This window comes from Burkholderia sp. AU16741, from assembly GCF_002223345.1.
Classification (GTDB): Bacteria; Pseudomonadota; Gammaproteobacteria; order Burkholderiales; family Burkholderiaceae; genus Burkholderia; species Burkholderia sola.
In genome coordinates this window covers 1,408,742-1,422,057 of the sequence record NZ_NKEZ01000008.1, presented here as the reverse complement: position 1 = coordinate 1,422,057, position 13,316 = coordinate 1,408,742, and the positions used below count along the sequence as shown (strand labels likewise).

Genomic DNA, 13,316 nt, shown 5'->3' with positions numbered 1-13,316 from the left:
GGGCGCCGACCACTCGACGAATCGGTGCGACCGCGCATGGCGATGGCTCAACGCATGAACGGGCTCGATGGACGTGAACGGCGCGTCAAGCGCACGCAAATGCGTGTGGACGTCAGTCGTCGCGGCCGCGCGTGTCGCCGCCGCCTTTCGCGAGGCGCCACGCGATCGTGCCGAGCACACCGACCGCAACGATCAGCGCGCCCCACAGTACATAGCGGCGTCCGGCGTCCGCATCGGCGGTTGCCGCCGGCGCGAGCGCCGATACCGCCAGCGCCGCGCCGACGCGGGCGGGCCGTACTTCGGGCGCCATGCCGACCAGCAGCGCGTCGCGGCTCGCGGCCGACGACATGAGCGATGCGTCGCCCACGCCGAGCGTAAACGGCGGCGTGCCGCGCGCGACGAAGGTCAGCGCGGCCGGATGCCAGCCGATCGCGACGGCCGGCCGGCCGCCGCCGAGCCCGCCGTTGCGCATGTCGACGACGATCCGCCACGCGCGATCCGTATTCGCCGCGAACCCGAGCGGCGGATTGCGCTGCTCGCCGCCCTTGCCCTGCAGCCGGAACAGCACCGCGGCCGCGACGTCGCGCCACGGCGCCTGCGCATCGGCACGGCTTTGCAGCGTCGCGCGCGCGACGGTGTTCGGCTGCGGCAGGTCGATGCGCACGCGGTCGACCGGATACGCGCCGTCGGTGTCGAACAGATACTCGCCCGGCGCAGCGCCGGCGCGAACCTGCACGGCGTCGCGCCACTGGCGCGGCACGGACGCCGTGTCGGTGCCGCGTGCGTCGCGCGGATGCGTCTCGACGTCGATCGACGCGATCGCCGGCGCCCCGTCGAGCCAGTCCAGCCGCACGTAGCGCGGCGTCGCGCCGTCGAGTGCGATGCGTTCCTGCACCAGCATGTCGTTGCCGCGGCCAACCTTGAGCAACTGCGTGCTGCCGAGCGGCCGCCAGTTGCGCAGGTCGTCGCTGGCTTCGACGGACACGCGCCCCTGGTAGCTGTCGTCGTCCACATGCACGAGCAGTGCATCGATGCTGCCGTCGGTATGCGACAGGTCGACGAGGTCCGCGCCGTGCCGGGCGGGCGAAGGCGTCGCGACGGCCGCGCGCAGCGCGCCGTCCGGGCCGACCGTCACGCCGAGCGGCGCGTTGCCGTTCTCGGCACGCGCGGGCGGCAGCGGGAACCAGTGCACCGGCGCGCGCGACGGCGGCACGGCGGGCGCGGCCGCGGCCGGCGCGTCGAGCGAGTACGGCACCGGCTCGCCGGCGCCGTTGAAGATGCGCACGTCGCCGAGATCGTCGCGCCGGCTCGCCGCATACACGGGCTGCGGCACGGTGAGCTGGTAATACGCGGCGCTGCCGTCGAGGTCGAGCGCGAAGCGCTGCGTGACGCGCCCGGCGTCCGGCGCGCCGTCGGCCGCCGCGAACGACGCGAGCAGGCTCAGCCCGAGCAGGGCGGCGAGTCGCTTCATGGCTGGCTGTCCTGTTGCGCGGCGGCCTTCGGCGGCAGCGGCGAGAAATAGCCGATCAACAGCAGCAGCACGCCGATGCCGATGAACGACACGATGCGCTCGATGCCGGTGACGTGCGACAGGTCGAACAGGAACAGCTTGACGACCGTGAGCGCGAGCAGCGCGGCGCCGATGAACCACAGCGGTCGCAACCCGTGGCGCGTGGCCCAGATCGTGATCGCGAGCGCGCAGACCGTCCAGTACACGGACACCGATGCCTGCACGAGCGTCGATTCGGCCATCGCGCCGAGCTCGTACGGCACGCCGGCCCAGTGATGCAGCGTGCGCAGCAGGATCGCGTTCAACCACAGGAAGCCGGTCGCGCCGGCCGCGCCCAGCAGCTCGACGCGATACGCGCCGAACGACCAGCCGAGCCTGCGCGCGCGCACGAACCACGACGCGGCGAGCGCATAGACGACCGCGAGCACGAGATCGAGCGGATTGAACAGCGGCACGCGCGCCCAGCTTCCGCCGTCCTGCGTGAAGTTCGCGTAGAAGGTCCACGCCCACATCACGACGATCAGCGGCAGCGACGCGAACGCGCAGAGCCGGGCGATGCCGTCGCGGCGCGTGAGCCACATCCCGGCGAATGCGAACAGGCTCCAGCCGACCATGAACACCTGCTGGATGCCGAACGACGACAGCACGGTGTCGATGTCGTAGCCGAAGTGGAAGCGGTGATGCAGCGTGCGCAGCATCAGCGCGTTGAACCACAGGAACACGGTCGCGATCGCCAGATAGTCGACGACGCGCGGATGCCACGCGATGCCGAGCGTTTTGAGGCGACGCAGCCACGCGGCGAAGGCGACGAATACGAGGCCTTGCGCGATGTCGAGCGGATTGAGCAGCGGCAGCCAGAAGAGCGGCGCTGCGTCGCCGTCACTCACCGTGCTGGCGATGCTCCACAGCCACAGCAGCGCGGTGAGCGGCGCGGCCCCCCACACCTGGTAGGCGCGCGGGAACGCCGCGACGGGCCAGCGCAGGCGCGTGCCGGGGCCGGACACGAGCAGGAGCAGCGTGCCGAAGCCGTACGCCCATGCGCTCCAGCTCCATGCGCCTTCCGGGACGAACGCGCGCAGGCGCCAGAAACCTTCGAGCGACAGCAGTCCGCACACGGTCCAGAACGTCAGCGTATGCAGCGGCGCGAGGATGCCCGTCGCAACGGCCGGCGACGCGCCGTTCGCGGCAGCGGCGCCGGCCGTGCCGCGCGACTGGCGCCACAGCAGCGCAAGCCCCGCGCCGACGGCCACCGGCCACGCGAACGCGCCCATGCCCGACAGCGGCGCTTCATGCGCATCGAACGCGCGCAGCGCGAGCAGCGCCAGCACCGGCGTGAGGGCGAGCGCGGGCCACTCGGCGAGCGGCCACGCGAGTCGGCGGCGCGCGACGTGCGCGAGCCACGCGGTACCGGCCGCGAATAGCGCGGTCGCATCGACGACGAAGCGATCGGCATGCAGATCGACGTGACGGCTCGCGTGGACGAGGATCTCGTGCAGCCCGCCGCTGGCCCACCACAGCAGCCCCCACGCGGCGGCCGCGACGCCGATCTCGGGCATCCACGCGTGCCATGCGCGCGCTTCGCCGCGCCCGTGCAGCCACCAGCCGGTGAACACGCCGGCGAGCGCGATCAGCAGCATCGCGATGGTCGGGCCGTTGAGCACGGGCAGCGCAGTCGCGTCGGCCGGACTCAGCAGGCTCGTGAAGAACGCGCCGGCCGCGGCGACCTGCATCAGCAGCCCGAAGCCGAATGCGAGCAGGCGTTTCTGGCGCACGCCGAGCCACACGACGGCCGCGCCTTCGATGGCCCACGCGGCGCTGGTCGTCGGCCCCGAGAACGCGAGCGGCACCGCGAGCGTCGCGAAGATGACCGCGAGCGCGAGCATCGATTCGAACAGCAGCCCGAGGCGGTCGCGGCGTCGCGCGAGCCAGGCGGCGACCGCGACGTAGAACGCCGACAGCGCGACCGCGCTCCACGCGAGCGCGAACGGCATGCCTTTGACGAGCGACGCCTGCAGCGCGGTCGCGACGATCGGCGTGCCGAACACGAGCGTGCCGTCCACGTAGTGTCGCAGCGCGAGTTCGCGTTTCACCGCATACAGCAGCGCGATGCCGACGTACATCAGGAAGAACAGGATCAGGAACGGCTCGGTGCTCGCGAACAGCGCGGGGCGATAGGCCGTCACGCCCCACGCGGAGCCGATCGTGAACGTGAACACGAAGCCGAGCAGGTTCAGCGGGCGCCAGGCCTTGAACCACGCGATCGTGAAGATGCCCGCGTTCAGCAGTGCGTAGTAGCTGAACAGCGCGACGTGGTTGCCCTGGCCGGTCGACAGCAGGATCGGTGCGAGAAAGCCGCCCGCGCTGCCCATGAACGCGAGCGGCAGCGCGTTCTGCCGCACCGCGAGGAAGGCGCTCAGCGCGCAGACGGCGACCATCAGCGGGAACGCGGCGCCGACGGGCAGCAGCGCATACAGCTTGGTCGCGGCGAAGATCGTCAGGTACAGGATGCCGACGCCGCCGCCTTGCAGCACGAGGCCGTATGCGCCGCGGCGCGGCCGCACGCGCCAACCGATCGCGAGCAGCGCGGCCGCGGCGAGCGCCGTGCCCGCGAGGCGGAATTCGATCGGCAGCATCGCGTTGTCGGCCGCGTACTTGAGCAGGAACGCGACGCCGAAGAACAGCACGATGATCCCGACCCGCACGACCGTGTTGCCGCCGAGCAGCCAGTCGCGTGCGGCGCCGAACGCGCGTTCGGCGAGGCCCGGTTCGCGTGGCGCGGGCGGTTGGGGCGGGGCAGGGCGGATCGGGGTGGCGGCGTGGGCGGCGGCGGTGGCGTCAGCGGGCGCCGCAGTGGTGCTCGCTGCGCTTGCCGGCGCGGGTATCGCGGCATGTACCGGGGTCGAAGTGGATGCCGGCGTCGCCGCCCGTGCGGCGACAGGTCGTGGCGCGGGTGTGGCCGGGGCGGGTGTCGGCAGTGGCGCGGAGGCGGCGCCGGCCGAAGCCGTTTGCGCGATGCCCCCGGATGTCGCCGCGCCGGCCTTCGCGCCCGCCAGTTGAGCGCGCAGCGCGTCGAGTTCGCGCGTGAGCGTGTCGACAGTGGCTTCGAGGCGCGCGACGCGATCGGCGAGCGGTAACGGGGCGGGCGGCGGCGTCGCGGAGAGCGCGAACGCGTCGGGCGCGGCGCGCGGGTTCCGCTGCTTGCGTTGCCGCATTGCGTGCCCGATGCAGAACCCGACGGCGGCCCCGAGCAGCGAGCCGCTCCCGGCCGAGAAATCCCCGATCAAGGCAGCGATGCCGCCCACGATGAAGCCGATTACGGCGAATGCCCAGTTCAACGCCTTGCTCCCTCTCACTATCGTTATCGTCCTTCGATCGCGGATCGCACCGGATCGAGGCGGTTTCAGCACGGCCGGCAGGCGAACCGGCATGCGCGCGCCGCGCGGCCAGGCCTTGGTGCGAAAGGCCCGCGGCAACGTCGCGCTCGGCGTGTTTGCGGCGAATGTATCACAGCGTGCGTTGGCCGATTTCCGGGTTCGACGCGGTATCGTGGTATGCGCCGTTCGGTGTCGTCGAACGGTTTTTTGCACGGTCATGCTTTTTACTGGCGAATGCGCACTGCGCTATTCGTCTGACCGGATCGACGCGGGAACGGACGTCGACTTGTCGCAAAACGACGCGTGCCCGATACGGCCTGACGCAAAACCTCATGTGCAATTCGCCGCGCTGCTGCGCACAAGTCCGGCGCGGGATGCCCGTCGTTGCTGGCCGTGCGCGTATTGCGCCGCCGCAATCGCCGCCGCGGCCCGCCGGACGGGGCTGGCGGGCGTGTCGTATTTGCGCAAGCGTTTGTCGTAATTCGTCGGCAGGCCGGGGTTTTTTCTGGCAACTATGTAGGCACGCTATGACAAGCGCGAGTCCCCGCTACACGAGGAGAAGGTTTCGATGGATGCCCCCAAGGTTGTGGTCGAAGGTCTGTGCAAGGTATTTGGAAGTAACCCGCAGCAGGCGCTCGACATGCTCGCCGCCGGCGCGACGAAGGACGATGTGCTCAAGCGCACCGGCCAGGTCGTCGGCGTGCACAACGTCTCCTTCGATGTGCAGGAAGGCGAAATTTTCGTGCTGATGGGCCTGTCCGGCTCCGGCAAGTCCACGCTGATCCGCCTCGTGAACCGGCTGGTCGATCCGAGCGCCGGCAAGGTGCTGATCGACGGGCTCGACGTCGCGTCGGCGCGCCGCTCGGCGCTGACCGCGCTGCGCCGCAAGGACATGAGCATGGTGTTCCAGTCGTTCGCGCTGATGCCGCATCGCACCGTCGTGTCGAATGCCGCGTTCGGGCTCGAAGTCGGGGGCATGGGCAAGAAGGAGCGCGAGCGCCGCGCGATGGAAGTGCTCGAGCAGGTCGGGCTCGCATCGTTTTCGCACAAGCTGCCGTCCGAGCTGTCGGGCGGCATGCAGCAGCGCGTCGGCCTTGCCCGCGCGCTGGCCGTGAACCCGTCGCTGATGATCATGGACGAGGCGTTCTCCGCGCTCGATCCGCTCAAGCGCCGCGAAATGCAGGACGTGCTGCTGCAACTGCAGAAGGAGCAGCGCCGCACGATCATGTTCGTGTCGCACGATCTCGAGGAAGCGCTGCGCATCGGCAACCGCATCGCGATCATGGAAGGCGGCCGCCTCGTGCAGGTCGGCACGCCCCAGGACATCATCGCGAACCCGGCCGACGACTACGTGCGCGCGTTCTTCGACGGCATCGACACCAGCCGCTACCTCACCGCCGGCGACCTGATGCAGACGGGCGCCGTGCCGATCATGTCGAAGTGCGATGCCGCGAACGTCGCGGCTTCGCTGAACGGCAGCGCCGAATACGCGTTCGTGCTCGATGCCGCGCGCAAGATCCGCGGCTTCGTCACGCGCGAGGCGCTCGGTCAGGACACGCCGTCCGTGCGGCCGATCGAAAGCATCCGGCGCGATGCGTCGCTCGAACATGTCGTCGCGCGCGTGGTCGCGAGCCCGAATGCACTGCCCGTCGTCGACGACGACGGCTGCTACTGCGGCTCGGTCGATCGTGCGCTCATCCTGAAGGCCATCACGCGTTCGCGAGGCTCCCATGTCTGAAATGATTCCGCTCGGTACCTGGGTCGACCAGTCCGTTCACTACCTGCTCGACCACGATGCGAAGACGTTCGACACGATCGGTCAAGTAATCGAGGGGCTCGCGGCATTCGTCGAGCATGGCCTGCAGGCGATACCGATGTGGCTGATGATGGCGATCTTCATCGGCATCGGACTGTGGCGGGTGGGCTGGCGCTTCGCGCTGTTCACGACGCTGTCGCTGCTGCTGATCTTCGCGACGGGCTTCTGGGACCAGACGGTCATCACGCTCGGCCTCACGCTGTCGTCGACGATCATCAGCCTCGTGCTCGGCATCCCGCTCGGCATCTGGGCCGCGAAGAGCAAGTGGGTCGCCGCGATCGTGCGCCCGATTCTCGACCTGATGCAGACGATGCCGGCCTTCGTCTACCTGATTCCGGCCGCGATGCTGTTCGGTCTCGGCCGCGTGCCGGGGATCCTGTCGACGGTGATCTTCGCGATGCCGCCCGCGGTGCGTCTCACGAGCCTCGGCATCCGCCACGTGAACCGCGAGATCGTCGAAGCCGGCCAGGCGTTCGGCTGCACGCCGTGGCAACTGCTGTACAAGGTGCAGTTCCCGAACGCGCTGCCGTCGATCATGCAGGGCGTGAACCAGACGATCATGATGGCGCTGTCGATGGTGATCATCGCGTCGATGGTCGGCGCCGGCGGCCTCGGCAACGACGTGCTCGCGAGTATCCAGCGCCTCGACATCGGCCTCGGTTTCGAAAGCGGCCTGTCGGTCGTGCTGCTCGCGATCATTCTCGACCGCATCACCGAGAGCTTCGGCCGCGCGCCGGGCACCGTGAAGGCGCCGCTGTTCTCGGGCCTCAAGCAGCTCTTTCGCGTGAAGGCTTCGCCCGCGCAGGCCTGATCTTCGGCGGCCAGGAGCGCCCTGGCCGCTCACCCTGAATTGATAACGGTTCCCGCGGCTTCGGCCGCGGGGCTGGTCCTTCACAACCTCCTCGCCAGGAGACCGATGTGACGTCCGCCGTCGCTGTCGCGCCCGCCGCCTGCGTTTCACCGGTTTCATCCCTCGCCCATTTCGGCTTCCTGACGCTGCCGAACTTCTCGATGATCGCGTTCTCGAGCGCGGTCGAAGTGCTACGGATGGCGAACTACGTCGGGCGGGCGGATCACTACAAGTGGTCGATCTACTCGCTCGACGGCGCACCCGCGCATGCCAGCAACGGCATCGCGGTGCGGCCCACGCAGGCGCTCGACTACGAGAACCTGCCCGACGTGATGATCGTGTGCGGCGGCATCCGCATCCGCGACGTGGTCGACGAGGGCGCGCGCGATATGCTCGCGGCGCTCGCCGAACGCGGGCTGCCGCTCGGCGGCATCTGCACGGGCGCCTATGCGCTGATGTCGAGCGGGCTGCTCGACGGCTATCGCTGCACCGTGCACTGGGAGAACCTGTCCGCGCTGCATTCCGAATTTCCGCAGGTGGGCTTCGCCGACGAGCTGTTCGTCGTCGATCGCGACCGGCTGACCTGCACGGGCGGCACCGCGCCGCTCGACCTGATGCTGAACCTCGTCGGCATGCGGTTCGGCCAGCAGCTCGCTGCGCAGGTCTCCGAGCAGTTCATTCTCGAGCGCATCCGCAGTTCGACCGATACGCAGCCGATTCCGGTCGACGCGCGCGTCGGCTTCTCTCGCGCGGAGCTGATCGAGGTCGTGCGGCTGATGGAGGCGAACATCGAGGAGCCGCTGTCGCTCGAGGAACTCGCGCGGCTCGTGCGGCTGTCGCAGCGGCATCTGCAGCGCATGTTCAAGGTGTACCTGAACGTATCGCCGACCCACTATTACCTGACGCTGCGCCTGAAACGCGCACGCGACCTGCTGCGCACGACCGACGCATCGATCGCGCGCGTGACGACGGTCTGCGGGTTTCATTCGCCGTGTCATTTCAGCAAGGCATATCGCGCGCAGTTCGGCCATGCGCCGAGCTACGAGCGCCGGTTGCCGGGGCGCTGAACGGGGCAATCATTCGGTCCGCGACGTCGCCGGGATCGCGGCGCGCGGCTTCAATAAACGATCCCGGATTCGAGCAAACGACATCACTTTGAGGAGAAGCAAGATGAAGCGCCTATTGATCGCAGCGGTGTGCGGGATCGGGATGGCCGCGCCGATGTCGGCCGTCTATGCGGCCGATCCGCCCGTGTGCAAGAACGTGCGCTTCGCGGATGTCGGCTGGTCCGACATCGCAGCGACCACGGGCCTCGCATCGACGATGCTGCAGGGGCTCGGCTACAACCCGACGAAGACGATCGCATCGGTGCCGATCACGTTCGCGGGGATCAAGAGCAAGCAGATCGACGTGTTCCTCGGCTACTGGTCGCCGACGATGGACCCGATCATCCAGCCGTTCACGAAGGCCGGCACGATCAAGGTGCTCGCGACGCCGAACCTGACCGGCGCGAAATACACGCTCGCGGTGCCCGACTACGTGTACCAGGGCGGCCTGAAGTCGTTCGCGGACATCCAGAAGTACGCGGACAAGCTCAACGGCAAGATCTACGGGATCGAGCCCGGCAACGACGGCAACGCGCTGATCAAGAAGATGATCGACGGCAACCAGTTCGGTCTCGGCAAGTTCAAGCTGGTCGAGTCCAGCGAGGCCGGGATGCTGGTCGAGGTGAATCGCGCGATTCGCGACAAGCAGTGGATCGTGTTCCTCGGGTGGGAGCCGCATCCGATGAACGTGCAGATGAAGATCGACTACCTGACCGGCGGCGACGACGTGTTCGGTCCGAACTACGGCGAAGCGAAGGTGCTGACGGCGACGCCGCCCGACTACGCGCAGCGCTGCCCGAACGTCGCGAAGTTCGTGTCGAACCTGCAGTTCACGACGGCGATCGAGAACCACGTGATGGTGCCGATCATGAAGAAGCAGGACCCGAACAAGGCCGCCGCCGCGTGGCTGAAGGCGAACCCGGACGCGCTCGACAAGTGGCTGGCCGGCGTGACGACGATCGACGGCAAGCCGGGCCTGCCGGCGGTGAAGGCGTATCTCGGCGCGCATTGAGCATGACGTGTCGGGCTGTGCGGCCGCGGCCCGAAGCCTGACGTGAAGGTTGAGCCGGCGCAAGCGGGGTGACCTGCTTGCGCCGGCTTTTTGCTGCGTGCTTCGCGCTCGCGCCGACGGCCAGCGGGCGATGCGCTAGACTGCTCGATCCCCGATCGAGGAGACGGCAATGATCCGCAACACGCTTGATGCAGCCGGGCGGCGACTCGCAGCCCGCATGCGGCCGAATCACACGGCCGCTTCGGTCGACGCAGGCTGCAACCGGACCCTCCGGTGCTTCGGCCATTCATTCGCATGAAGCGCATCGAGCAAGTCGTGCTGGCCGCCGATCTCGCGGGCACGGCGGTGTTCGCGATCGAGGGCGCCAATGCGGCGATCGGCGCCGGCCTCGACCTGTTCGGCGTGATGGTGCTGTCGCTCGTCGTCGCGCTGGGCGGCGGCGTGATTCGCGACCTGCTGATCGGCGCGCGGCCGCCCAGCGCCGTGAGCGACTGGCGTTACCCGGCGCTCGCGTTCGCCGCCGGGCTGTTCGCATTCGTGTTTCATGCGCGGGTCGCGTCGTTCTCGCCGTTGGTGTTGACGACGCTCGATGCGGCCGGCCTCGCGCTGTTCGCGGTCGCGGGCGCGGTGAAGGCGCTCGAATTCCGCGTCCACCCGTTCATTGCGACGCTGATGGGCGCCGTGACCGGCTGCGGGGGCGGTGTCGTGCGCGATCTGCTGCTCGCGCGGATACCGGTCGTGCTGGTCACCGACATCTATGCGAGCGCGGCGCTGCTCGGCGCGGTCGTCGTCGTGGTGTGCCGGCGGCTCGGTTGCCCGCCGGTCGTCGCGGCCGTGCTCGGCGGCATCGCGTGCTTTGCGTTGCGGATGGCGGCGGTGCGCTTCGGCTGGCAACTGCCGAAAATTTCCGGCGGCGCATAGGTGCCCGGCTCACGACCCCTTCGTCGCCGCCGGCACGTCGAACACGCGATCGAACGCCCACTGGAACACGAACGCATAGCAGAAGAAGAACGCGAACAGCGCGATATCGACGACGAATGCGTCGAACCACGAGATGTCGAGCCACCACGACACGACCGGCACGAGGATGAAGATCAGCCCGCCCTCGAATCCGGTCGCGTGCAGGATCCGCCGCCCGAGCGTGCGCGCCGGCTGCCGGCGCGATGCTTCCCAGCGCTCGAACAGCGCGTTGAAGATCATGTTCCACAGCATCGCGATCGCCGACATCGTCGCCGACAGCGCGCCCGAGTAGACGAGGTCCTGCCTGAAGATCGCCGCGATCGCGGGCGAGATGCAGGCAATGGCGATCGCTTCGTAGAGCACCGCCTGCGTGATCCTGCGCGGTAGGCCTTGCACGGGGTTCCTCCGGTTCGACGGGCAACCGCCGCGGCGACGTGCCGTGACGTCCCGCAAGGCTAGCCGCGTTGCGCACCCGCTTCAATTCACCTAATCTCACCCCGATTGAATCGAATTCAACCCGGCCGCATCCGGCCCGCGAGGCCCCGTGTTCTCGAAAATCCCCCTGACTGCATTGCGTGTATTCGAAGCGTCGGCGCGGCTCGGCACGTTCAAGGCCGCAGCCGATGAACTGTCCGTGACGCCGGCCGCCGTGTCGCACCAGATCAAGTCGCTCGAAAGCCGCGTCGGCGTGCTGCTGTTCGAGCGCGGCGCGGGCGGCGTGCGGCTGACGGAAGAAGGCGAGCGGCTGTTTCGCGCGAGTCACGATGCGTTACTGGCGTTGAGCCGCGGGCTCGACGCGGTGCGTCCCAATGCAACCGACGCGCGCCCGCTCGTGCTGACCACCACGCCCGCGTTCGCGGCGATGTGGCTGATTCCGCGTCTCGGTGCGTTTCGCCGCGTCGATCCGCACTTGCACATCAAGGTCGAAACGGGGAACGCGCTCGTCGATCTCGAACGCGATGCACGCATCGATCTCGCGATTCGCGCGACGTCGCGCACGTTTCCGGCACTGCACGAGATTGCGTTGATCGACGAGTATTTCGGTGCGTATGCGGCCGCCGGGTTCGATGCGCATCGCACCGACGCGTCGCTCGACCTGATCGAGACCGTGTGGGATACGCCGCTGCCGGTGTCGGTCGACTGGGCGTCGTGGTGTCGTGCGGCGGGGCGAGAATCGTGGCTCGAACGCGCGGTGTTTCGTCATTACGACGACGAGCATTACGCGTTGCAGGCCGTGCTGCACGGGCAGGGTATCGCGCTGCTCAGCTCCGTGCTGGCCGCCGAGCATGTCGAGCGCGGTGCGTTGATGCCGATCGAGCCGGCGGTGCGGCTCGACGGTGCGCGCTTCGTCGCGTTGTGCCGGCCGGGGCGCGAGCGCGAACCGCAGGTCAGGCGGTTTCTCGACTGGCTCGAAGCGGAAATCGCACGGACGCGCGACGCGGTGGCGCGGATGGCGCCCGACGATGCTCGCGCCGCTATCCGAAGCTGACGCAATACACCGGCGGCAAATGCGCCGATACCTGTCGCCAGTGCTCGCCGCCATCATCGGACGTCCATAACCCGCCGGTCGTCGACGCCATCGCGAGGCGCGTGCCGGAATCGTCCACCGCGAGCCCGTGCCGGTACACGAGGTCGTACGCGGGCGCGGCCGGCAACCCGTTCGACAGGCTCTCGAAACTGCGGCCGCCGTCGCGCGTGCGCGTGACGACGAGCCGGCCATTCACCGGAATCCGGCACGCGTCCTTCACCGCCGGCACGAACCACGCGGTATCCGGTTCGTGCGGATGCACGGCCACCGCGAAACCGAAGCTCGACGGTTCTGCTTCGATCCGCCGCCAGTGTTCGCCGCCGTCGGTCGAGCGGAAGATCGCGCAGTGATGCTGCGTCCACAGCACGTCGGGGTTGGCCGCGCACTGCACGACGCGATGCGGGTCCTGCATGTTCGGTTCGCCGCGTCGCTCGGGCGGCATGTAGTCGGCTTCCATGCCTTGCGCCGTGACGCGCCACGTCGCGCCGCCGTCCGCGGTCTGCCACACGCCGCCGCACGAGATGCCGACCGTGACGTGCCGGCTGTCGCGCGGATCGACCATCACCGAATGGATGCCCGGCGCGTCGTACCCGCCGCCGCCCCATTCGGCGCGTTCGGGGCGATCCCACAGCGGGCGGTTCAGTACCCACGAATCGCCGTGGTCGTCGGAGCGGAACAGGCCGCCGGGAATCGTGCCGGCCCACAGGACGCCGGGCTCGTCGGTGCCGCCGGCTTCGAGCGACCAGATTTGCTGAAGCGTCCACGGCGGCTGCGGCGTCCCGGCGGCGGCAGGCGCGTCGTCGGCGTCGCCGCTGCCCGCGTGCCGATCGGCACGGGCGGGTGACGCGTCGGCGGGCTGCGGCGGATAAACCGGGACCGCGCATTCCTCCCAGCCGGTGGCGCCTGCGCGCAGGCGATGCAGTTTCACACCGAAATGCCCCAGATTGAGCGCCGCATACAGCGTGCCGTCGCGCGGGTCTGCGAGCACCATGCTGACAGGCTCGCCGATGAAATACGGTTCGCCGGGCGTCCAGCCGCCATGCCCGTCGGGTTGCAGGACGAACAGGCCCTTGCGGGTGGCGACGAGCAGTCGATCGTTCATGGCGATGTCTCCGGATGGTCCGCCTTGGCGCGACGGCGCTTGGTATGGGGAATGCGCC

The 13,316-nt window shown here is 69.0% G+C and carries 10 protein-coding genes and 1 pseudogene; 7 read left to right on the top strand and 4 right to left on the bottom strand.

Annotated features, from left to right (window positions below):
• Nucleotides 1–112: 112 nt before the first annotated feature.
• Together CFB89_RS26805 and CFB89_RS26800 are read right to left on the bottom strand one after the other, a co-directional pair.
• A complete protein-coding gene (locus tag CFB89_RS26805; protein WP_089470482.1) occupies nucleotides 113–1,471 on the bottom strand; it encodes a DUF3999 domain-containing protein in 1,359 nt (452 codons plus the stop codon).
• A complete protein-coding gene (locus CFB89_RS26800; RefSeq protein ID WP_089470481.1) occupies nucleotides 1,468–4,845 on the bottom strand; it encodes a DUF2339 domain-containing protein in 3,378 nt (1,125 codons plus the stop codon). The genes CFB89_RS26805 and CFB89_RS26800 overlap by 4 nt, the downstream gene beginning before the upstream one ends.
• On the opposite strand from CFB89_RS26800, the gene CFB89_RS35525 reads away from it, so the two are divergent.
• From CFB89_RS35525 to CFB89_RS26770, 6 genes and pseudogenes are all read left to right on the top strand, one after another.
• Complete coding sequence (locus CFB89_RS35525; RefSeq protein WP_256979775.1) at nucleotides 4,733–5,365, top strand: hypothetical protein; 633 nt, start codon at nucleotides 4,733–4,735, stop codon at nucleotides 5,363–5,365. The genes CFB89_RS26800 and CFB89_RS35525 overlap by 113 nt on opposite strands.
• A pseudogene (locus tag CFB89_RS26790) lies at nucleotides 5,331–6,622 on the top strand (glycine betaine/L-proline ABC transporter ATP-binding protein); the annotation flags it as partial. The gene CFB89_RS35525 and the pseudogene CFB89_RS26790, both read left to right, overlap by 35 nt.
• Nucleotides 6,615–7,511 carry a choline ABC transporter permease subunit gene (gene choW / locus CFB89_RS26785; protein WP_089470479.1) on the top strand — a complete coding sequence of 299 codons (897 nt, stop codon included), beginning with the start codon at nucleotides 6,615–6,617 and terminating at the stop codon, nucleotides 7,509–7,511. The pseudogene CFB89_RS26790 and the gene choW, both read left to right, overlap by 8 nt.
• A gap of 107 nt (nucleotides 7,512–7,618) precedes the next feature.
• Nucleotides 7,619–8,617 (top strand): GlxA family transcriptional regulator, encoded by a 999-nt coding sequence (locus tag CFB89_RS26780; protein WP_089470478.1) that lies wholly within the window; start codon nucleotides 7,619–7,621, stop codon nucleotides 8,615–8,617.
• Nucleotides 8,618–8,720: 103 nt separating this feature from the next.
• Nucleotides 8,721–9,668 (top strand): choline ABC transporter substrate-binding protein, encoded by a 948-nt coding sequence (locus CFB89_RS26775; RefSeq protein ID WP_089470477.1) that lies wholly within the window; start codon nucleotides 8,721–8,723, stop codon nucleotides 9,666–9,668.
• 294 nt (nucleotides 9,669–9,962) lie between these two features.
• The gene (locus tag CFB89_RS26770) at nucleotides 9,963–10,589 is read left to right on the top strand and encodes a trimeric intracellular cation channel family protein (protein ID WP_089470476.1); all 627 of its coding nucleotides are present in this window, start codon (nucleotides 9,963–9,965) and stop codon (nucleotides 10,587–10,589) included.
• A gap of 9 nt (nucleotides 10,590–10,598) precedes the next feature.
• Here CFB89_RS26770 and CFB89_RS26765 read toward each other — a convergent pair whose 3' ends face one another.
• On the bottom strand, nucleotides 10,599–11,024 hold the full coding sequence (locus tag CFB89_RS26765) for a PACE efflux transporter (RefSeq protein ID WP_089470475.1): 426 nt from the start codon (nucleotides 11,022–11,024) through the stop codon (nucleotides 10,599–10,601).
• A gap of 148 nt (nucleotides 11,025–11,172) precedes the next feature.
• Here CFB89_RS26765 and CFB89_RS26760 point away from each other — a divergent pair, with 148 nt between their 5' ends.
• Nucleotides 11,173–12,117 (top strand): LysR substrate-binding domain-containing protein, encoded by a 945-nt coding sequence (locus CFB89_RS26760; RefSeq protein WP_089470474.1) that lies wholly within the window; start codon nucleotides 11,173–11,175, stop codon nucleotides 12,115–12,117.
• On the opposite strand, the gene CFB89_RS26755 is transcribed toward CFB89_RS26760, so the two are convergent.
• The gene (locus CFB89_RS26755; protein WP_089470473.1) at nucleotides 12,104–13,258 is read right to left on the bottom strand and encodes a sialidase; all 1,155 of its coding nucleotides are present in this window, start codon (nucleotides 13,256–13,258) and stop codon (nucleotides 12,104–12,106) included. The two genes, CFB89_RS26760 and CFB89_RS26755, sit on opposite strands and share 14 nt — an antisense overlap.
• Between the last annotated feature and the right edge of the window lie 58 nt (nucleotides 13,259–13,316).

Bases quoted from the DNA above. Each gene is read 5' to 3' on its own strand.
- CFB89_RS26805 (WP_089470482.1), bottom strand. From the start codon at position 1,471: ATGAAGCGACTCGCCGCCCTGCTCGGGCTGAGCCTGCTCGCGTCGTTC.
- CFB89_RS35525 (WP_256979775.1), top strand. From the start codon at position 4,733: ATGCAGAACCCGACGGCGGCCCCGAGCAGCGAGCCGCTCCCGGCCGAG.
- choW (WP_089470479.1), top strand. From the start codon at position 6,615: ATGTCTGAAATGATTCCGCTCGGTACCTGGGTCGACCAGTCCGTTCAC.
- CFB89_RS26775 (WP_089470477.1), top strand. From the start codon at position 8,721: ATGAAGCGCCTATTGATCGCAGCGGTGTGCGGGATCGGGATGGCCGCG.
- CFB89_RS26770 (WP_089470476.1), top strand. From the start codon at position 9,963: ATGAAGCGCATCGAGCAAGTCGTGCTGGCCGCCGATCTCGCGGGCACG.
- CFB89_RS26755 (WP_089470473.1), bottom strand. From the start codon at position 13,258: ATGAACGATCGACTGCTCGTCGCCACCCGCAAGGGCCTGTTCGTCCTG.